The following is a 19975-nucleotide window of genomic DNA, read 5'->3' as shown; positions in this document are numbered from 1 at the left end:
GCCCTCCGGGCCTGGGGGGTGCCCCCATCGCCCCTGCGGAACGTATGCCCACAACGGTGCTCTGGGTCCTGCCGCCCGTTGCCATCCTGGCGCTCGTCTTCCTGTATCCACTTGGGCTCGTCATTCAAGAGTCCCTCTCACCCGGCGCCTACTCCGACGTCTTCGCCTCCCAAGCCTTCCGCGACGCGCTGACCACGACCGTCTGGCTCGCCGTCGGCGCCACCGTCGGGTGTCTCGTCCTCGGGTTCGTCCTCGCCCTGGTCATCGCCTTCGTGCCCTTCCCCGGCGGCAAGGCGGTCTCGAAGTCCATCGACGTCTTCCTCTCCTTCCCCTCCTTCCTCATCACCCTCGCGCTGCTCTTCGTCTACGGCACCGTCGGGATGGCCAACGGGCTGTGGACGGACGTCACCGGCGCGGCCGAGGGCCCGTTCCACTTCCTCACCACCCCCTGGGGCGTACTCCTCGCGGAGATCACCTACTTCACGCCCTTCGTGATGCGTCCCCTCCTCGCCGCCTTCTCGCAGCTCGACACCGCGCAGCTGGAGGTCGCCTCCTCGCTCGGTGCGCGGCCCGCGCGGATCGTGCGGCGGGTGATCCTGCCCGAGGCGCTGCCCGCGCTCGCCGCCGGCGGGAGTCTCGTACTCGTCATGTGCCTCAACGAATTCGGCATCGTCCTGTTCACCGGGGCCAAGGGCGTCACCACCCTGCCGATGCTCGTCTACGGCAAGGCGATCCTCGGATCCGACTACCCGGCCGCCTGCGTCGTCGCCGTCGTCAACATCGCGATCTCCGTGGGTCTTTACAGCCTCTACCGAATGGTCAGCCGCCGTGTTGGTGCATAGCCGCAAGGGGAAGTGGGCCGCCTGGGCGCTCTTCCTCGTACTCTTCCTGCCGCTCTTCGCGCTGCCGCTGCTCGTCATCGTCACCGCGTCCTTCTCGACGCACTGGTCCGGCGCGTTCCCCTCCGGGCCGACGGCCGAGCACTACAGCGCGGCCGTGCGCGGTGAGTCCCTTCAGGCGCTCACCACCAGCCTGATCACGGCAGTGAGCGCCAGTCTGCTCGCGCTGACCGTCGGCAGCTGGGCCGCCCTCGCGGCCGCCGGGCTCGAAAAGCGCGGGCGGCGCATGCTCGACGCGCTGTTCATGCTGCCCGTCGCCGTCCCCTCCGTCGTCGTCGGCCTGGCGATCCTCGTCGCCTTCTCCAAGCCGCCGATGCTGCTCAACGGCACCCGCTGGATCGTGATCCTGGCGCACACCGTTCTTGTCACGGCGTTCGCCCACCAGTCGGTTGCCGCCGCCATCATCCGTCTCGACCCGATGTACGAGCAGGCGGCGGCGAGCCTCGGCGCCCGCCCCTCGTACGTCCTGTTCCGGGTGAAACTCCCGCTCCTGCTGCCGTCCCTGAACGCGGCCGCAGGGCTCTGCTTCGCCCTGTCCATGGGGGAGTTGAGCGCCACGATGATGCTCTACCCGCCCGACTGGATGCCGTTGCCGGTGCTGATCTTCACCGCCACCGACCGCGGGTCCCTCTTCACCGGATCGGCCCTCGCGGTCGTCCTGATGGGCACGACGCTCCTCGTCCTGCTCGCGCTCTCCCGTATCCGCACCAGAGCCTCTTACCGCTAGGAGAAGCACACGCCATGCACAGCCACCTCAAGCCGATCGCCGCCGTCACCGGCAGCCTCGTCATCGCCGCCTCCCTCACCGCCTGCGGCGGCTCCGCCGCTGCCGACGAGAAGGTCGTCACCGTTTACAGCGCCGACGGACTCAAGGGCGAGAAGGGCGACGGCTGGTACGACCAGGTCTTCAAGGACTTCGAGAAGGAGACCGGCATCAAGGTCAAGTACGTGGAGGGCGGCTCAGGCGAGATGGTGCAGCGCGCCGCCCGCGAGAAGTCCAACACGCAGGCCGATGTCATCGTCACCCTCCCGCCCTTCATCCAGCAGGCCGACTCCAAGGGACTGCTCCAGGCGTACGAGCCCCAGGGCGCCGACAAGGTCAACGGCGCCGACAAGTCCGTTGACGGCAAGTGGACTTCGGTCGTCAACAACTTCTTCGGCTTCATCTACAACAAGCAGGAGTTGAAGACGGCGCCCACGACGTGGGAAGAGCTCCTCGACTCGTCGTACAAGGACAAGCTGCAGTACTCCACGCCCGGCGTCGCGGGCGACGGCACCGCCGTGGTCATCAAGGCCATGCACGACTTCGGCGGCAAGGCGCCGGCGATGGCGTATCTGAAGAAGCTCCAGGCCAACAACGTCGGCCCGTCCTCTTCCACCTCCAAGCTCGCCCCCAAGGTCGACAAGGGCGAGATCCTGGCCGCCAACGGCGATGTGCAGATGAACTTCGCGCAGTCCAAGTCCATGCCGAACCTGGGCATCTGGTTCCCGGCTAAGGACGGCGGCAAGCCCACCACCTTCGCCCTGCCGTACGCGGCGGGCCTGGTCACCAAGGCCCCGCACAGCGAGAACGGCAAGAAGCTGCTCGACTTCATGCTCACCGAGAAGGCCCAGAAGGAGGTCAGCGCGATCGGCGGCGGCTTCTCCGCCCGCAGTGACGTGAAGGCCACCGACGCCAATGCCATCGACCTCGCCAAGCTGCTCGAGGGCGTCGAGGTCTTCGAGCCGGACTGGAAGGACATCGACACGAACCTCCAGTCGTACGTCGACGCGTGGAAGTCCGCGACTGGCAGCTAAGAGTTCACCGGCGCCTTCTGTTGCGCGCCGGTCCGTCGCGGAATGATAACGGGTATGAACCAACGCCCCCGAGAAATCGGGGGCGTCGGTCTGCCCGCCGACACAACTTCAGACCTCTGACGGAGGAACAGATGCCGCTCAACGGCATATCCCGGCGCTCCGTACTCGCCGCCGGCGTCGCTACCGCCGCGGTCGCCGCCGCCGGCAGCCTCGCCGCCCCCGCCCAGGCAGCCCCCGCACTCCCGAACGGCACCAGCAAGGACAAGGTGCTCTTCGTCGGCATGGACGGACTGCGGTACGACAGGATCGACGCCGCCAAGGCGCCCACTCTCAAGTCCCTGATGGCGAACGGGACGTACGGCACGTCGCTGCTGTACGCGAACCCCATGGCACAGACCTCGTCCGGACCCGGCTGGTCGACCATCTCCACCGGTGTGTGGCCCGACAAGCACGGAGTGAAGGACAACACCTTCACCGGTAAGAACTACGCCAAGTACCCCGGATTTCTGGCCCGGTTGAACCAGATCCGGCCCGAGCTCTCCCTCTTCGCCGCCGTCGACTGGCCCGAGCTCGACACCCATGGCACCGTCACCCCGGGCGCCGACGCCAAGCTCGTGTTCAACAACAACTACGCGGTGAACGACAAGGTCATCACCGACCAGACCGAGGACATCCTCCGTAACCAGAACCCGGACGTCCTGTTCGTCTACTTCGGCGAGACCGACGAGATCGGGCACACCTACGGCGCCGCCAGCCAGAAATACCTCGACGCCATCGACGTCCAGGACGGATATCTCGGCAGGCTGCTCGCAGCCGTCAAGGCCCGCCCCACATACGCGACCGAGCGCTGGACCGTCATCGTCGCCACCGACCACGGGCATGTCGACGCGGGCGGCCACGGCGGCAGCTCCATCGAGGAACGGCGTACGTTCGTACTCGCCCAGGGCCCCGGTATCGCCGCCGGCGCCCGGCCCGCCGACACCCGGCTCGTCGATGTCGCCGCCACCGTCTTCAAGCAGCTCGGCATCACCCCCGACCCGGCCTGGGGCCTCGACGGCAAGCCCGTTCAGGAGCGGTCGACCGACCCCTTCGACACACTCCAGTCCCAGCTGGGCGGGCGCGTCGACGAGGCCGGAATCCCGGCCGGAGTGCTGGGCTTCACGCACACCGCACCCAGCGGCTGGTCGGTGATCAACAGCGCGATGGGCACCGGCGGGGTGACCGAGTGGCGCGGCTGGGCCTTCGCCACCGACGAGTTCTGGTCCAGGGCCCAGCGCGACCAGTCGCGTGAGCTCAACGTCCGCTCCCGCGGCGTCTTCGCGGTCGCCGACTCCGACGAGTGGGACGACAAGGCGCATTCGGGCGGCTACGACTCCACGCTCGTCACCCCGGCGTACAGCGTCAGCGGCACGACGAAAGTGACGCTGGACTTCACCACCTTCTACCGTCAGGAGGGCAGCCAGACCGCCCAGGTCCTGGCCTCCTTCAACGGCGGTACGCCCACGCTCGTCAAGAGCTACACCGCCGATGTGATCTCCCAGCCGCAGTCGCTGACCGTGAACGTCCCCTCCGGGGCGTCCAGCGTCAGCTTCCGCTTCCGCTACACCGGTTCCAACAACTGGTACTGGGTGGTCGACGGGGTCAAGGTCACAGCTTCCTGATTAGTCTTGGGGGCGCCGCCACACTGTTGTCGCGGCGTCCCCAGCACAGCGAGTTTCTTGTACGGCAGGAGTCCGCCCGCATGGCAGAGCGCAAGCCGATCGAATCCTGGCTCACCGATATGGACGGTGTCCTCATCCACGAGGGCGTTCCGATCCCGGGCGCCGACGCCTTCATCAAGAAGCTGCGGGAGACCGGGAAGCCCTTCCTGGTCCTGACGAACAACTCCATCTACACCGCGCGCGACCTGCACGCACGGCTCTCCCGTATGGGCCTGGACGTGCCGGTCGAGAACATCTGGACCTCGGCGCTGGCCACCGCGCAGTTCCTGGACGACCAGCGGCCCGGCGGCACGGCGTACGTCATCGGTGAGGCGGGTCTGACGACCGCGCTGCACGACATCGGCTACGTCCTCACCGACCACGACCCCGACTACGTGGTGCTCGGCGAGACCCGTACGTACAGCTTCGAGGCCCTCACCAAGGCGATCCGGCTGATCAACGCGGGCGCCCGGTTCATCTGCACCAACCCCGACGAGACCGGTCCGTCGGCCGAGGGTCCGCTGCCCGCCACCGGGTCGGTTGCCGCGCTGATCACCAAGGCGACCGGCAAGGACCCGTACTTCGCGGGCAAGCCGAATCCGCTGATGATGCGGACCGGGCTGAATGCGATCGGCGCGCACTCCGAGACCAGCGCCATGATCGGCGACCGGATGGACACGGATGTGCTGGCCGGTCTTGAGGCGGGCATGGAGACCTTCCTGGTGCTCACAGGGCTCACCAGTCCCGAGGGCATCGACAAGTTCCCCTTCCGCCCGTCCAAGGTCGTCGATTCGATCGCCGATCTCGTGGACCGGATCTGACAGACCGGATCTGCCAGATCTGACGCATTTGGGCACGTCAGGGGGCCCAAACGGCCCACTGGGCCGCTCCTGCGGATGCGAAAACGCCCCAGACGCGTGAATCTTTCCGTATCAGGAGGTTCACGATGCGTTCAGGGTTGATTGCTCTCCGTGCTGCATGGGCGGCCACCGTACTGGTCCTGGCGCCCGCCGCCACCGCGGCGTACGCCGATGACTCCGTGAAGGTCACCGTCGCTCCGGCCGCGGTCGTCCCCGGTGACGAGGTGGAGATCCGTGTCTCGGGATGCGGGGGCACGACAGCCGCCGTCACCTCCCAGGCGTTCGCCGGGCAGGTCGAGCTCTCCGGACGGAAGGGCTCCCAGCTCGTCGGGGACACGACCGTGAAAGTGGGCGTGAGCCTCGCTACGTACCAGGTCAGCGTCGTCTGCGACGGCCAGGACCATCCGCGATCGGGGCAGATCAAGGTCGTACAGAACCAGTCCACGAAGGCGCCGACGACATCGCCGACGGACCAGAAGAGCCCCGTCGCGCCGGTCCGCGCGGGCGGTGGTGGCACGGCCCCTCTCGTCGCCGTGGCCGCGACGGACCGGGTCGAGGGCCAGGGCCCCGGCACCCCGCACGCCGTGATCGGCCTCGTCCTCGCGGGCGTGGCAGCGGTCGCCGTGGCCTTCCGCAGCTCACGGCGGCGGCAGACGGAATCGGACTGACATGTCCTCCGCCGAACGCTCGGCGGGGACGGGTCGGCTGCTCACCGGTGTGGCCTGGGCCGTACTTCTGCTCGGGCTGTGGCTCTGGGGCCGGGGGATCGCCGACGGCTCCGGCGGCACCTCCGCGCCGACCACGGGCGATGTGGCGGCGGTGGGACGGCCGCTCGGTGTGCCCCTGCCGCCCGCCCTCGACCCGTTGAGCCCCGCGCGGCCCGACCGGGTGGAGATACCGTCGATAGGCATAGCCGCCCCTGTCGTTCCGCGCGGTCTGGACAGCGACGGTGCGGTTGACCCTCCGCCGTACGCGATGCCGAACACGGTGGGCTGGTACGGCAGCGGTACGCAGCCGGGCGCATCCGGCGCGGCGCTGCTCGTGGGTCATGTCGATACAGAGACAAAACCGGCCGTCTTCTACGCTCTGAGTTCCGCCCGCCCTGGCGAGAAAGTCCGCGTGACCAGGACCGACGGCTCCGTGGCGGAGTTCACCATCGACGACGTGCAGGTCTTCGGCCGGGACCGCTTCGATGCCCGGAAGGTCTACGGGCCGCGCAAGGACGGGCGCGCGGAGCTGCGGCTGATCACCTGCGGCGGCAGATTCGACCGCGCGACGGGCACGTACAACGCCAATGTCGTCGTCTCGGCCTATCTCACCGCGGCGGTTGAGAAGTAGTCGTTTGGAGCGGGGAGCGGGGCTCTGGGGCCAACCTGGCTCGACCGACGACATGCTCCCCCCAGAGCCGTCGGCCGAGCCGGTCCTCGACCGCGGGCGCCCGGGCTGCGGGAGAAGCCCGGCACCGGCACGGGAGGTTCTGGTGGGTCCGGTTGCGCTCGGGCCTGGGGCCGGGGCCGTTGCCGGACACTCTAGAGCGGACCGCGGGCCGGGCCTAGGGGGTGGATGACGCCATGTCGTGAAGTCGTCGCCCTCAGTGCCGATCGGTGGACGGTCGAAGCCTGTCGGTGGGCAAGGAGCCCTGGACGATCTGCTGAGCGACACCGGACAGCGGCTCGCGGTTCGTCCGCGCGTAGCGCCGCATGGTCTCGAACGCCTCGTCCACGGAGACGTCCCACCGCTCGGCGAGCACGCCCTTGGCCTGCTCCACCCTGACCCTGCTGGTCAGCGCCGACTGCAGTTGGCCGGCCAGCAACTCGCTCTGCCGGAGGTTCCGCTGCTGCAGAATCCCGATGGTGGCGGCGTCCGCGAGTGCCTGTGCCAGCGCCACCTCGCTCGGGTCGTGCTCCTCGGGGACGGTCGTCACAAAGAGATTCAGCGCGCCGATCACTGTGTCGCGCAGCCGCATCGGTACGGCGTACGTGCCCGCGAACTCATAGCTGCGGGCCTGTTCGGTGAACTGCGGCCAGCGCTCGACGGCCTCCGCGGAGTCCAGCGTGATGGGCCCGACGGCCGCGCCGCTGCGGAAACAGTCCAGGCAGGGGCCCTCCTGGTGCTGGATCTCCAGCAGGTCCAGCAACCAGGCACGCTCGTCGGAGGAGGCCGCGGTCTGCAGCTGCCCCCGTCCGTTGACGAGCATCAGGCCTGCGGCCCCGACATCGAGCAGCTCGACGCACCGGACCGACAGCCTCTGCAGGAACTCGATCACGTCGAAATCGTCGACAAGCGTGTCGGCCAGCTCGACGAATGCCGATGCGATCCTCTGTTCGCGCAAGGTGTTGTCCATCCCTGTCACCCACATCCGTCTGGGCGTTGCGTCCCGTTGTCTTCATTTTCGCCCCGCGCGGTGCCGTCCGCGGGGAAGTGCAGTTTCCTCGCCACCACATCTTTCGCCACATCCAGGATCGGCCTTTCCGCCGCGAATGCGTAAGCCCGCAGCCTGACCAGCGCGATGGCGGGGGCGACCCCCAGGCGGACCGAGATCATGCCGGTGGCCTGGTGCACCTCCGCGCGGTGCAGTGCCGCCAGTTCGGCGAAACCGATGGCCACATCCCCCAGCAGGACCAGAGTCAGGGCATCCGCGAGGACCAGGGCATCGGTCAGCGCACTATTGCCGAGAGGACCCGCTTCGCTCCGCCGGCAGGTGAAGACCCCTACCTGGATGGCACCAATCTGCAGGGGTACGGCGAAGACCGCGCGCATCTCCAGTGACCGGACGGCATCGAGGAAGCCGGGCCAGCGGACGGCGGGCACCAGCAGCAGATCGGATTCGAGGATCAGCACCCCGCCCCGCGCGGCGTCCGTGCTCGGTCCCTCACCGAGAGTGAACTGCAGGTCGTCGAGCTGGGCGCTCAGCGGGTCGCCAGACCATACGAGCTCGCCCTCGTAGCCGCTGCTGGAGAGTGTGACCGCCAGGCCGTCCACGCCCAGGACAGCGCAGCATCGCCCGGCGAACGAGGCGTCGAGCCCGTCGGTGCGACGCACCGCCAGCTCGTCGAGCAGCGCGGCCATACGATCACTGACCACGCCCTCCTCCAAAGAATGGCTGAACAGCGAGCACAGCGTATCCCCACATGTCTGTCACGTCTCTTCCACGCAAAAGTCACGGGACTCGTGCCCCTCTGCGGGGGTGTGCCAGGATGGATTCGACCTGTCTTGTCCGGGAGAAAGCCTGGGGGGCGGACACCGGCAAGTGCACCCAAGGGGGAGTGGATGTACGGGAGTTCCACCGGGCGCGCCCGCGTGTGCGTGGCCGCGGCGGGGGCGGCGGTGCTGCTGCTCGCAGGCTGTTCCTCCGACGACGGCGATGGCCGGAAGCCGGCGGTGAGCCAGCAGCCCAAGGAGAAAGATCCTTTCTGGGTCAATCCCGACGGGAAGGCCGCGCGGCAGGCCGCCGCGTACCGCAAGGACGGCGACGACAAGAACGCCGAGCTGATCAAGAAGATCGCCGAACAGCCGACCGGCGAATGGATCGGCGCGGACGATCCGGAGGCCCAGGCCAAGGGCTTCACCGAGGCGGCCGCGAAGTCCGACCGGGATGCGCTGCTGGTGCTCTACAACATCCCGCACCGCGACTGCGGACAGTTCTCCAAGGGCGGCGCCGCCGACGGCGACGCCTACCGGGCGTGGGTCGACAAGGTCGCGGCGGGCATCGGTGACCGGCGGGCCACGGTGATCCTGGAGCCGGATGCGGTGCTGCATCTCGTGGACGAGTGCACTCCGCAGGAGTTCCACGAAGAGCGGTTCGATCTGCTCAAGGGAGCCGTCGAGCGGCTGAAGCAGCAGCCGAACACCAAGGTGTACGTGGATGCGGGCAACGCGGGCTGGTCCCAGCCGGACGCGCTGTTCGGCCCGCTGCAGCGGGCCGGTATCGACAAGGCGGACGGGTTCTCCGTCAATGTCTCCAACTTCTATCCGACCGCGGCGAGCAAGGACTTCGGCCGCAAACTGTCCGCGAAGGTCGGCGGCAAGCACTTCGTGATCGACACCAGCCGCAACGGCAACGGCCGGTACACCGAGGGCCAGGACCCCTGGTGCAATCCGCCGGGCCGCGCGCTCGGCGAGACACCGACGACGAAGACGGGCGACGCGCTGGTCGACGCGTATCTGTGGGTCAAGCGGCCGGGGGAGTCGGACGGCGAGTGCAGGGGCGGGCCGCGGGCGGGCGAATGGTGGGCGGAGTACGCGCTCGGGCTGGCCCGCGCCACGAAGTAGTCCTCAATCGCCGGACGGGCTCCTTTGGAGCCCGTCGGCGATTGAGGTGCGGGGTTTACGGGACCTCGACCCAGACGCCCTCCGACGGCGTTCCCTTCTCATCCGTCACGAAGAGCATGTACCAGCCCGACGGCACCAGCGCCCGGTTCTCCGGCACGGTGACGTCGATCCCGTCCGCCGTCTTCTTCATGTCCAGCGCGATCGAGCGCTGGTCGGTGTCCGTGACATGCGTGACGGCGCTCGGCCGCAGCAGCTTCGCTGTCTTGACGGACACAGCGTCCTTGACCTTGAACGTCCCCGACTCGCCGCGCTTGATCGACTTCGGTCCGCCGCTCACCACCGGCTTCGAATCCCGGTAGAGATACGGCGGCGTGTAGATCTCGATGCGCTGCTCGAACACGCCCGGCTTCGTGTTCGCCTTGTCCGCGAACAGCGAGTCCGAGCCGAAGATCATGACGCGCCCGTCGGGCAGCAGCACCGAGCCCGAGTGGTAGTTGCGCCCCACCGCGGGGTCGGCGACCCGCTTGTACGTGCCGGTCTTCGGGTCGTACGTACGCGCCTGGAGCACATTCGACCCGCCGCGCCCCCGGTAGTCCGAGGAGCCACCAGTGACCAGGATCGAGTCGTCCGGCAGCAGGGAGGCGCTCGGATAGCGGGTGCCGTTCTCCAGGGAAGCGCCGTCCTTGAAGCGGGGGTTCGCGGCCTTGAGGTCGACCAGGCGGGACTTCTCGCTCGCCTTCTCGGACTCGCCGACCCCGCCGCCGCCGATGACCATGAACCGCTGGTCCTGGGCGGGCGGCAGCATGACCGTCGCCGAGGTCTCCATCCTGTCCGGGTCGCTCAGCCCGGGGATCTTGTCGAACTTGTTCGTCTTCAGATCCCAGACGCCCGGCGCGCGGCCGACGTTGGCGGGCCCGTACCCGGCGTTGGAGCCTGAGTAGAAGAGCTTGCCGTTGTCCATCAGGAAGATCGCAGGATAGGTGGGGAACTTCCTGATGATCCCCGTGTAATCCCACTTCTTGGTCTTCGGGTTGTAGATCTCGTCCTTGCCGGGGACGATCTGCCCGATCTCGTCGAGGCCGGAGAGCGCGAGGACCTTGCCGTCCTTGAGGGTGGTCAGCGTGGGGTACCAGCGGCTCTCGTTCATCGGGTCGACGGTGATGTACTTCTCCGCCACCGGGTCGAACTCGTAGGCCTCCTTGATGCCCTGGAAATCCTTCTTGTCGAGGGCGAGCTTCTGTGCGATGCCGTAGACATTGCGGGCGTCGGAGCCCTTGAGGCCCTGCACCCGGTAGTTGTCCTCGGTGCCGGTCTCGTAGTCCTTGCCGGACTCCTCGGCCTCGACATAGATCCGGCCGAGGCCCGGCTCGGTCCGCAGGAACCTGCCCGTGGCCGGGTCGAAGATCTTCTTCGCCTTCTCCACCAGGACCGGGTCCTTGGAGACGAAGGTCTTGCCGCTCCCCTTGCCGGTGAACTTGGTACCGGCGGGAAGGGTCTTGGGATCGTCCGGGTCCTCGTTGTGCACGACCATCAGGCCGCCGGCCTTGGTCGAGTCGCCCTTGAGCTTCTCGTACCGCTTGGTGCCGCCCGCGACCAGGAGCTTCCCGTCGGGCAGCTGGGTGTGCCCGGCGCAGAACATGTCCTTGGGCGTGGGGATCTTCTTGAACTCATTCGTCCTGGGATCCCACAGCACCGACTCGAACTTCTTCGCGTCGAAGTTCTTCTGGTTGTTGCCCGATCCGGCGATCAGCAGCACCTTGCCGGTGTGCAGCAGCGCCGCGTGGATGGTGTTGATGCGGTACTCGGAGGGGACGTCGAGGAAGTCCCAGTGGCCGTTCGCGGCCTTGTACTCGGGCTTGTTGATCTCGTAGTCGTGGTACTGCTCCGAGCCGAAGCGCCACAGTGCGGGCCCGTTGAAGCCGGCCACCGCGACGATCACCGCGGCGCCAATCGCTATCCGGCGGGCCCGGTTCTTGCGGTGGTTCGGCCGGACGGGCAGCGTGCTCATTTCTTACGTCCCCCAAGGGCGATCTGCATGGTCTGTTCGGCGGCGGCACTGGGCCGCTGCTGCGGCACATGGGCCTCGGGCCGGGCGGCCGGCGGCTGCCCGCCACCGTGCCGCCCTCTTCCCTTCTTCTTCTCGGCGCGGATGCCGTGCCGCCAGGCGAAAATCGGCGCCGCCGTGATCAGCAGGGCCAGCGTCGCCCAGGTGATCATCGCCGGATGGTTGTGCCCGAAGTAGAAGGAGGAGCCCAGCGATCCACCGAAGACGAGGATGAAGAAGAGATGGATCCGGAAGGTGCCGAAGAGGGTGTCCGGGCTGGACGAGTCGCCCTTGGGAGTCACCACGAACTTGCTCTTGCGGCGAAGTACGGCGTCCATCAGCGAGCGGGCGTAGATCGGCGCGGAGAGCGCGGACATGACCATGCCCGCGAGTCCGCCGGAGCCCTCGGGCTCGTGCGGCGAGACATTGTGGCGGCGGTTCCAGATGTAGAGGCCGATCTGGAGCGCCGATGCATTGCCGTAGAGCATCATCCAGATCGCCGGGTCGATCTGCACACCCGAGGCGCCCATGCCCAGGAACAGCGCACAGCTCAGCGCCGCCAGGATCCAGTTGAGGGCGGACATCGGGTAGAAGATGATCATCATCGTGTAGTTGAAGAGCTTGCCCGCGGGCAGGGAGTAGAAGCCCTTCCAGTACTGCTTGATGATCGTTTCGTACGTGCCCCTGGACCAGCGCAGTTGCTGCGTGAAGAAGTCGGTCCAGGCGGACGGGCCCTCGCCGACGGCCAGGACGTCCGGGGTGTAGACCGAGCGCCACTTGTTGCCCGACTCGGGGTTGCGCGCGCGGTGCATCTCGAAGCCGGTCGCCATGTCCTCGGTGATCGAGTCGTACAGGCCGCCGATCTGCTTGATCGCCTTGATGCGTACGGCGTTGGAGGTGCCGACGAACATCGGCGCGCCGTAGCGGTTGCCCGCGCGCTGGATCAGGGCGTGGAAGAGGAACTGCTGCGACTCGGCGGCCTTGGTGACGAAGGTGTCGTAATTGCCGTACACCTGCGGGCCGATGACAAAACCGATGTCCGGGTCGCGGAAGTAACCGAGCATCCGCTCCAGATAGTTGGGCAGCGGCACATGGTCCGTGTCGACGGAGGCGAAGAAGTCGTACGCCTCGCCGTGCGCCTGGAGCCAGGCGTTGTAGTTGCCGTGCTTGGTCTTGGCCCGGTGCGGACCCTTGGCCTGGTTCCAGTGCGGGACGCCCTTGCGGGAGAAGTGGTGGACGCCGAGGCGCGCGCACACCTCCTTCACGGCGGGGTCGTCGCCCTCGTCGAGCAGCCAGACGTGCATCAGCCCGCGATGGCGGATCCTGACGGCCGCCTCCAGGGTCTTCGTCACCATCTCCAGGGGCTCTTTGCCCGGTACGAAGGAGGTGAGGAAGGCGACCCGGGTGCCGGACTCGGGCACCACCGGGACGGGGTCACGCGCCACCAGCGTCGCGTGCGCGTTGGACAGGACGTTCATCGTGCGGAAGAGCTCGATCAGACCGATCGAGACGAGCATGACGATGTCGAGGATGAGCAGCGTGTCGTTCTTGAGGTTCGGGTCGCGCTCGGTCCAGTGCTCGGGCTGCATCAGCCAGGCGAACAGACCCAGCGACACCAGGGGCGCGGCTCCCAGCAGCAGGGCGGCGCGGATGCGGTGCGGCTCCTGCGAGAGCAGGGAGCGGTACTGCACGGTGTACGGCTTGGTCGGATCGGGCTGGGTGAGGGGGCCGGCGAGCCGGCTGTAGTGCTCGTAGTCGTAACGGGGCAGCGCCGCCTTTTTCGGGCGCAGCCGGTGGCCTCCGGTGCGCAGATGCGCAGGCACCCGGAGTTGAGTGGTTCGGGAAGGGTCGTGGTGCTGCCCGGCGCCGTTCGGCGTCGACGTCATGAGTCATCCCCCCGCACGCATGCTGGCTGCGTGTGATGTGGTCGGTCGTTACGTCCTGACCCCGGTCCCCCTCGACCAGTTGCCCTGGACACATCAGTGGGCGGGCCACCGTCCGTGTAGACACGAAACAGTCACTCGCCGGTTGCATCATGCCCGTCATGTGTTCGGATCGTGAATGGGGTCCCCTTCCCCGCACTTCCGCAACGGAACGATGCTCCTTTCCTACCCCCAACTACGCAAAACGGATGCCCCATTGGAGGCATTGGCTCATGGATAGGTTCTCCGACCCCAGCCATGATCGCAAGGGTGAATCGAACCTATAAGCGGATATATGTACGATTTAAGGCGGCCTTGCGTGAGACAAGTATCGGGGTGCCGGGCGGCCGAAAATGGCCGTAGAAACGACCGAGGCCCCCTCAATCGCGGTGAGGGGGCCCCGGTGGTGCGTGCGCCGCCCTTCCGGGGCATCCGGCCCCATCACCGACGCGCCCGCGACACGTCCATGCTCCAGGAGATGCTCACGCGTTCAAGCTGCCGGGCGAGCGGACCCTGATCCAGGTGGTGGGCCGGTCGCCCTCCGGGGCGTGGACCCTGAAGATCACGCCCTGACGGGCCTGACTGTCTTGACCTGTGGTTTCCCTGCCTCCTGACAGTTTTCGTACGTCCTGTCAGCGCACCTGACAGCCCTGTCAGCGTGCTGTCCGTGGGCTGTCAGCTCCCCCCGGCAGAGTCTTGCCCATCGAGAACGGCAGGCAGCTGACAAGGAGTTGACAATGTCTTACGCAATCCGGGCCGAGGGACTGGTCAAGAAGTACGGGGACTTCACCGCCCTGGACGGGGTGGACCTGGAGGTACCGGCCGGCAAGGTCGTCGGCGTCCTGGGCCCCAACGGTGCCGGCAAGACCACCATCGTGCGCATCCTGGCCACGCTGCTGCGACCCGACGCGGGCCACGCGACCATCGGCGGGCACGACATCGTCCAGGACCCGGTGAAGGTGCGGCAGTTGATCGGCCTGACCGGCCAGTACGCCTCGGTGGACGAGACGCTGTCCGGCGCCGAGAACCTGGTCCTGATCGGCCGGCTGCTCGGCCTGTCCCGGCGGGACGCGAAGGCCCGGGCCGCGGAGCTCCTGGAGAACTTCTCGCTCACCGAGGCCGCGAAGCGCCCCATCGCCACCTTCTCCGGCGGTATGCGCCGCCGGCTCGATCTGGCCGCGAGCCTGGTCGGGCGGCCCCAGGTGCTCTACCTGGACGAGCCGACCACCGGACTCGACCCGCACGCCCGACAGGAGGTCTGGGACGTGGTCAAGCAGCTGGTCGCGGACGGCTCCACGGTCCTGCTCACCACGCAGTACTTGGAGGAGGCCGACCAACTCGCCGACTCCATCACGGTGTTCGACAAGGGTCGCAAGGTCGCCGAGGGCCGGCCCGGGGAGCTCAAGCGGCGCGTGGGCGGGCAGATCCTGCAGGTCCGCCCCAGCCTGCCGGCCGATGTCCCCCGAGTCACCGGACTGCTCGCCGAGTTGTCCGGGCACGCCCCGGCCGAGCATGGCGGGGTGCTGACCGTGCCGGTCGAGGACCCGCTGCTGGTCTCCGCCGTGGCCCGCCACCTGGACAGCGCCGGCATCAGCGCGGACGAGCTCGGGTTGCGCCTGCCCAGCCTGGACGAGGTGTTCCTCGCCCTGACCGGCCACGCGCCCGCCCCGGACGCCGAACCCGTCGCCGCCTGAACCCCCGCCCCTCCCCTCGCCCGTTGCCCCGCTCTTCCCCGGAAGGACCTCACCGTCATGGCCACCGACACCCTCACCCCCGCTACCGCTTCGATGCCCGCACATGCCGAGCCGACCGGCCGGATCGGGCTCGCGCAGACGATCAACCACAGCCTGGCCCTGGCCGGGCGGGGCGCCACCAAGTTCCTCAGGTCCCCGATCCAGTTGGTCGATGTGGTCCTTACCCCGGTCATCTCCCTGCTGATGTTCGTCTACCTCTTCGGCACTGCGATCTCCCACGGCAACCAGGACGCCTACCTGCAGATGATCGTCCCCGGCGTCATGGTGATGACCGTGTTCCAGGCCAGCATCGGCATCGGCGTCTCCCTCAACGCGGACGCCGCCACCGGGATCTTCGACCGGTTCCGTTCCATGCCGATCGCCCGCTCGAGCCCGCTGATCGGCGCCGTGCTCGCCGACTTCGTCCGCTACGCCGTGTGCCTGGGCACCCTGGTCGTCCTCGCGCTGGTGATGGGCTACCGCCCCGACACCACCGTGCCGGCCGCGCTCGCCGCCACCGGTCTGCTCATCGCCTTCGCGATGTCCTTCTCCTGGATCTCGGTGTTCCTCGGGATGCTGGCCAAGACCCCGGGTTCCGTGCAGGGCCTGATGACCATCCTGGTGCTGCCCCTCACCTTCGCCAGCAACGTCTTCGTCCCCGCCGAGGACATGCCCGGCTGGCTGCAGGCCTGGTCCGACGTCAACCCCGTGTCCCTGATGGCCGACACCACCCGCGGCCTCCTCGGCGACGGCGCGATCGCCTCACCGCTGACCGGCAGCCTCGCCTGGATGGCCGGCATGGTGATCGTCTTCCTCCCGCTGGCGATGCGCGCCTACCGCAAGAACAACGGCTGACCACCCGACCCACCCCGAACCGGTCGACCACGTACTGTGGCCGGCCGGTTCGGCGTGTGCAGGCCGGTGGGTGGTGCCGCCCGCTTGCGCGGCGTGGGCGTTGTACGCCACGGCCGGATGCGGGTCCGGGGCGGACCCCCCACGCGGCGGACCCGCAAAACGCCGCGGGCGCCACCGTCACCAGCGTCAGACGCCCGATGCCTCCCGCTCCAGCCAGTCGCGCGCCTCGGCCCGGGGCATCGCCGCTCCCTTCTCGTACGCCGTGCGATAGCCCTCTTCGCCCAGCGCCTCGACCATCCGCACCCGATGGCCCTGGAGCTCCGGCTCCCCGGCGTCGAAGGCGCCGCGCATGACCTGGCTGATCCCGAAGGAGGTGGCTCCGGCGACCGGATCACCCTCCAACGTCCGTAGCCCGCCCAGGAGTTCGGCGACCCACGCAAGCCCGGCCCCGGCCCCCAGCGCGAACAGGGCGCCGGCCGCCTCGGGCAGCAGGGCACGCGCCTGGGCTGCCCGCTGCTCGGCGATCCGGTTCTCGATCCGGGTGCTGACGATCAGGTCGTGGGCGAGTTCCGCGAGATCGGGGCGACGGCGGGACAGCGCCTCCAGGTGGTCCAGGGTCCGGTTCGCCTGGTCCACATCCCCGGACAACCGGTGCACGTTGGCGAGGCCGACCAGGATGTTGGCCTCGAGGCGCAACTGGCCGCGTTCCCTGGCCTGGCGGTGTGCGGCGTGCAGATCGCGGAAGGCCCCCTCCAGGTCTCCGCTGCGCCGGCGCTCGCGGGCGAGTCTGGCCTTGCTGAGGTAGAGGTAGTCCTCGGTGCCCAGTTCGGAGCTGAGGGCGACGGCCCGTTCGAAGGTCGCGATGGCCGGGGCGTGCTCGCCGCGCAGGGAGTGGTCACGACCGATCGGCATCAGGGCGAGGACGATCCCCCAGCGGTCGCCCACTGCCTCGAAGCCGCGCAGGGCCTCGATGCGCGACTGCACGCCGGTCTCCAGGTCGCCCTGCTCGGTGAGGGCGAAGTCCCTGGCGAGATGGGCGCTGGCCCGCACCCACGGGTCGGACGAGTCGAGGAGCTCCTGGAACCCGGGCACCCCCTGGTCCGATGCTCCGCCGGAGAAGGCCACTTGGGACATCCGCAGCAGCAGTCCGGCCGGCTGGAACTCGCGGTCCACCGCCGAGCCGGCCGGCGCACCGGGTGCGGATCCCGCGCCCGCCCCTTGAGGCGAGTCGCCGGCGGCAGCCAGGTGCGTCTCGAACTGGCTGCTCATGCCTCGTATGCCCCAGTACCAGAACATCGCGGCACCGAACCGCACCGCCGTCTCCCGGTCTTCCGCTTCGCGCAGCAGCCGCAGCGCGAACACCAGGTTGTCGTGTTCGGCGTCGAAGACCTTGATGGCGCGCAGCTGCCGGGCCGTGCGCAGCAACGGTTCGTTCTCCTCGGCGAGTTCGAGGAAGTACGCGGTGAAGCGGGCGGAGATGTCGTCGCCGGACTCGGCGAGCCGGCGGCCCGCGTAGGCGCGCACGGTCTCCAGCATCCGGTAGCGCTCGTCGCCCTCACCGTCGTCGACGCCCGAGACCAGCGACTTCTCGATCAGTGAGCCGAGTACGTACAGGACGTCGTCGGCGGGCAGTTCCGGGTCCGGGCAGACCGCTTCGAGGGCTGCGAGCGTCGCCCCGCCGGGGAACGCGGACAGCCTGCGGGCGAGGATCCGCTCCGGCTCGTCGAGCAGGTCCCAGCTCCACTCGACCATCGCGAGCAGGGTGCGCTGGCGTGGCAGGGCCGTCCTGCTGCCGGAGGCGAGCAGGCGGAACCGGTCGTCGAGCCGGCGCGCGATCTGCTCCACCCCCATCGAGCGCAGCTTGGCCGCGGCCAGCTCCAGGGCGAGCGGCATCCCGTCGAGGCGTCTGCAGATCTCGAGGATGGCGTCCAGGGTCGACTCGTCGAGCGTGAAGCCCTGCCGGACACCGGCGGCCCGGTCCACGAACAGCCGGACCGCGGCCGCTTCCATCGCCTCGGCCGGCTCCGGCGACCCCGTGGGTACGTCCAGGGGCCCGAGGTGGAACAGCGACTCGCCGTTGATCGCCAGCGGCTCGCGGCTGGTGGCGAGGATGCGCAACTCGGGGAGGCGTACGAGGAGTTGATCGGCGAGCTCGGCAGCAGCCTCGACGAGGTGCTCGCAGTTGTCGAGCATGAGCAGGGCGTCGCCGCTGCCGAGGAGCCCGGCCATCCGCTCCACCTGAGAGGCCTGCTGAGTCCCGCCGCCCTCGTACAGGCGCCCGTCGGTGGAGCTGAGCGCACCGAGCACCGCGTCGGCCAGCTGCTCGGGGCCGCTCACGCCCGCAAGCGGCACGAAGCGGACGCGGTCCCGCGCATGTGCGGCGTCCCTGGTCGCCGCCTCGAGGGACAGCCGGGTCTTGCCCGCGCCGCCGGGGCCGACCAGGGTCACGAGGCGGGCCGAACTCATCAGATCCGCGAGCCGGTCCAGTTCCCCGTCGCGGCCGACGAAGCTGGTAAGACGGGCCGGCAGCCGACTCGCGGCGCTCGTGGGCCGCGCCGCCGGGCGATCCAACTCACCACGAAGCAGCGCGAGATGAATCTCCCGCACCTCGGCCGACGGGTCGACGCCGAGTTCGTCGCCCAGCCTGCCGCGCAGGTCCTCGTAGACGCCGAGGGCATCCGACTGGCGGCCCGCCGCCGACAGTGCGCGCATCCGCAGGCCCGCGAGGCGCTCACTCAACGGCCGCTGCGCGCCCGCCGCTTCGAGGTCGGCCAGGATGTCCGCGTACCGCCCCATTCGCAGCTCCGCGTCGAAGTGGTCCTCGACGGCCGCCACCCGCAGATCGTCGAGGCGGGCGGCGACGGCGCCCGCGAACGGGGCCTCGAGCACATCCGCGAGGGCCGCGCCCCGCCACAGGCCGAGCGCGGTCGTGAGCGTCTGCGCAGCCTCCTGGGCACGGCCCGCCGCGAGGGCGCGTCTGCCCCGGCCCGCCAGGTCCTCGAAGCGGTACGTGTCCACGTCCTCCTCTTGTACGGAGAGCCGGTAGCCGCCCGCTACGGAGTCCACCGTGCCTGTGCCGCGCAGGGCCTTGCGCAGCCGGGAGACCAGCGCCTGCAGGGCGTTGGCCCCGTCGGCCGGGGGCTGCTCGCCCCACAGGCCGTCCACCAGGGGGTCGACGGAGACGGGGCGGCCGGCTTCGAGGGCGAGGCGTGCGAGGAGCATCCGCAGCCGTGCGCCGCCGATGTCGACGGGGCCTTCCCCGTCGTGCGCCTGCACCGAGCCCAGCAGATCCACCCTCAACACCGCAACTCCCCCGCCCCGTGGGGCCGCTCCTCGGCCTCAACGCCGGCTAAGAATCACCTACTTGACCGTCCCGGTAAACCCCTGGCCCGGGGTGCCGCCTGCCGCAGGCGCACCACCCGGCTACGACCAGCTGCGCCGCAAGGTGCTGATCGGTCAGCCGCTGGACGAGCAGATGACGGTCGGGGAGTGGCTCACGGAATGGCACCGGAGCAAGGCGGATCTATGCCGGATATCGGGCATCCTCTCGCGACCAGCTGATGCCCCCACCGACGCAATCTCGGCACACGGACCCATCCCAGCCCCGCACACGATCAAGAAACGCGAAAGGGCTCCTCGGAAAACCGAGAAGCCCCAGGTCAGCGACCTAATCGCAAAGTGCGCCGCCAGGGACTCGAACCCCGGACCCGCTGATTAAGAGTCAGCTGCTCTAACCAACTGAGCTAGCGGCGCCTGCTGACCTGGAGAACTCTACCGGACGGCGGGGGGTGCTCCTGACCATTATCTGATCGTTCCGGCCTGTCGGATCGTCTTTTATTACCGCGATTCCATCAAAATGTGATCAAACGTGACAGTTGGATCAGTGACAGGGG

15 protein-coding genes and 1 tRNA gene are annotated in these 19975 nt (G+C 68.7%); 10 read left to right on the top strand and 6 right to left on the bottom strand.

Features of this window, described 5'->3' with window-relative positions:
- The first annotated feature begins 44 nt into the window (after nucleotides 1-44).
- The 7 genes from ABZS64_RS26525 to ABZS64_RS26495 all read left to right on the top strand — a co-directional run bounded on the left by ABZS64_RS26525 (nucleotide 45) and on the right by ABZS64_RS26495 (nucleotide 6594).
- Nucleotides 45-842, top strand: a complete 798-nt coding sequence (locus tag ABZS64_RS26525; RefSeq protein WP_355834550.1) for a 2-aminoethylphosphonate ABC transporter permease subunit — start codon at nucleotides 45-47, stop codon at nucleotides 840-842.
- Nucleotides 829-1626 (top strand): ABC transporter permease subunit, encoded by a 798-nt coding sequence (locus ABZS64_RS26520; RefSeq protein WP_355834547.1) that lies wholly within the window; start codon nucleotides 829-831, stop codon nucleotides 1624-1626. The genes ABZS64_RS26525 and ABZS64_RS26520 overlap by 14 nt, the downstream gene beginning before the upstream one ends.
- Nucleotides 1627-1640: 14 nt before the next feature.
- Entirely contained in the window at nucleotides 1641-2696 is a 1056-nt protein-coding gene (locus tag ABZS64_RS26515; RefSeq protein WP_355834544.1) for a 2-aminoethylphosphonate ABC transporter substrate-binding protein, read from the top strand.
- A 131-nt stretch (nucleotides 2697-2827) separates the two neighbouring features.
- Entirely contained in the window at nucleotides 2828-4357 is a 1530-nt protein-coding gene (locus ABZS64_RS26510) for an alkaline phosphatase family protein (RefSeq protein ID WP_355834542.1), read from the top strand.
- Nucleotides 4358-4437: 80 nt separating this feature from the next.
- Nucleotides 4438-5217: an HAD-IIA family hydrolase gene (locus ABZS64_RS26505; RefSeq protein WP_355834539.1), complete on the top strand. Its 780-nt coding sequence runs from the start codon at nucleotides 4438-4440 to the stop codon at nucleotides 5215-5217.
- A 125-nt stretch (nucleotides 5218-5342) separates the two neighbouring features.
- Complete coding sequence (locus ABZS64_RS26500) at nucleotides 5343-5924, top strand: hypothetical protein (RefSeq protein WP_355834536.1); 582 nt, start codon at nucleotides 5343-5345, stop codon at nucleotides 5922-5924.
- 1 nt (nucleotide 5925) lies between these two features.
- Entirely contained in the window at nucleotides 5926-6594 is a 669-nt protein-coding gene (locus ABZS64_RS26495; protein ID WP_355834533.1) for a class F sortase, read from the top strand.
- 253 nt (nucleotides 6595-6847) lie between these two features.
- Here ABZS64_RS26495 and ABZS64_RS26490 read toward each other — a convergent pair whose 3' ends face one another.
- Both ABZS64_RS26490 and ABZS64_RS26485 read right to left on the bottom strand, forming a co-directional pair.
- Nucleotides 6848-7600, bottom strand: coding sequence for a GAF and ANTAR domain-containing protein (locus ABZS64_RS26490; RefSeq protein WP_355834531.1), 753 nt, complete (start codon nucleotides 7598-7600; stop codon nucleotides 6848-6850).
- Nucleotides 7601-7605: 5 nt separating this feature from the next.
- Nucleotides 7606-8340 (bottom strand): ANTAR domain-containing protein, encoded by a 735-nt coding sequence (locus ABZS64_RS26485; RefSeq protein ID WP_355834528.1) that lies wholly within the window; start codon nucleotides 8338-8340, stop codon nucleotides 7606-7608.
- Nucleotides 8341-8526: 186 nt separating this feature from the next.
- Between ABZS64_RS26485 and ABZS64_RS26480 the strand changes: the two genes are divergently transcribed.
- A complete protein-coding gene (locus tag ABZS64_RS26480; protein WP_355834526.1) occupies nucleotides 8527-9528 on the top strand; it encodes a glycoside hydrolase family 6 protein in 1002 nt (333 codons plus the stop codon).
- A gap of 55 nt (nucleotides 9529-9583) precedes the next feature.
- Here ABZS64_RS26480 and ABZS64_RS26475 read toward each other — a convergent pair whose 3' ends face one another.
- Nucleotides 9584-11536, bottom strand: coding sequence for a galactose oxidase-like domain-containing protein (locus ABZS64_RS26475; RefSeq protein ID WP_355834523.1), 1953 nt, complete (start codon nucleotides 11534-11536; stop codon nucleotides 9584-9586).
- On the bottom strand, nucleotides 11533-13458 hold the full coding sequence (locus ABZS64_RS26470; RefSeq protein ID WP_355834520.1) for a cellulose synthase catalytic subunit: 1926 nt from the start codon (nucleotides 13456-13458) through the stop codon (nucleotides 11533-11535). The genes ABZS64_RS26475 and ABZS64_RS26470 overlap by 4 nt, the downstream gene beginning before the upstream one ends.
- A 773-nt stretch (nucleotides 13459-14231) precedes the next feature.
- Between ABZS64_RS26470 and ABZS64_RS26465 the strand changes: the two genes are divergently transcribed.
- Nucleotides 14232-15188, top strand: a complete 957-nt coding sequence (locus ABZS64_RS26465; protein WP_355834517.1) for an ATP-binding cassette domain-containing protein — start codon at nucleotides 14232-14234, stop codon at nucleotides 15186-15188.
- A 57-nt stretch (nucleotides 15189-15245) separates the two neighbouring features.
- Entirely contained in the window at nucleotides 15246-16082 is an 837-nt protein-coding gene (locus tag ABZS64_RS26460; RefSeq protein ID WP_355834515.1) for an ABC transporter permease, read from the top strand.
- Nucleotides 16083-16268: 186 nt separating this feature from the next.
- Here the strand turns inward: ABZS64_RS26460 and ABZS64_RS26455 are convergent, their stop codons facing one another.
- On the bottom strand, nucleotides 16269-19385 hold the full coding sequence (locus ABZS64_RS26455) for a BTAD domain-containing putative transcriptional regulator (RefSeq protein WP_355834513.1): 3117 nt from the start codon (nucleotides 19383-19385) through the stop codon (nucleotides 16269-16271).
- Nucleotides 19386-19761: 376 nt separating this feature from the next.
- Nucleotides 19762-19835, bottom strand: a tRNA-Lys gene (locus ABZS64_RS26450).
- Between the last annotated feature and the right edge of the window lie 140 nt (nucleotides 19836-19975).

It is taken from the genome of Streptomyces sp. NPDC005408 (genome assembly GCF_040606445.1).
GTDB lineage: Bacteria > Actinomycetota > Actinomycetes > Streptomycetales > Streptomycetaceae > Streptomyces.
Note: the sequence above shows the minus strand (reverse complement) of the source record. Positions and strands in the feature narration are given on the sequence as shown.

Bases quoted from the DNA above. Each gene is read 5' to 3' on its own strand.
- ABZS64_RS26525 (WP_355834550.1), top strand. From the start codon at position 45: ATGCCCACAACGGTGCTCTGGGTCCTGCCGCCCGTTGCCATCCTGGCG.
- ABZS64_RS26515 (WP_355834544.1), top strand. From the start codon at position 1,641: ATGCACAGCCACCTCAAGCCGATCGCCGCCGTCACCGGCAGCCTCGTC.
- ABZS64_RS26510 (WP_355834542.1), top strand. From the start codon at position 2,828: ATGCCGCTCAACGGCATATCCCGGCGCTCCGTACTCGCCGCCGGCGTC.
- ABZS64_RS26505 (WP_355834539.1), top strand. From the start codon at position 4,438: ATGGCAGAGCGCAAGCCGATCGAATCCTGGCTCACCGATATGGACGGT.
- ABZS64_RS26500 (WP_355834536.1), top strand. From the start codon at position 5,343: ATGCGTTCAGGGTTGATTGCTCTCCGTGCTGCATGGGCGGCCACCGTA.
- ABZS64_RS26495 (WP_355834533.1), top strand. From the start codon at position 5,926: ATGTCCTCCGCCGAACGCTCGGCGGGGACGGGTCGGCTGCTCACCGGT.
- ABZS64_RS26490 (WP_355834531.1), bottom strand. From the start codon at position 7,600: ATGGACAACACCTTGCGCGAACAGAGGATCGCATCGGCATTCGTCGAG.
- ABZS64_RS26480 (WP_355834526.1), top strand. From the start codon at position 8,527: ATGTACGGGAGTTCCACCGGGCGCGCCCGCGTGTGCGTGGCCGCGGCG.
- ABZS64_RS26475 (WP_355834523.1), bottom strand. From the start codon at position 11,536: ATGAGCACGCTGCCCGTCCGGCCGAACCACCGCAAGAACCGGGCCCGC.
- ABZS64_RS26470 (WP_355834520.1), bottom strand. From the start codon at position 13,458: ATGACGTCGACGCCGAACGGCGCCGGGCAGCACCACGACCCTTCCCGA.
- ABZS64_RS26465 (WP_355834517.1), top strand. From the start codon at position 14,232: ATGTCTTACGCAATCCGGGCCGAGGGACTGGTCAAGAAGTACGGGGAC.
- ABZS64_RS26460 (WP_355834515.1), top strand. From the start codon at position 15,246: ATGGCCACCGACACCCTCACCCCCGCTACCGCTTCGATGCCCGCACAT.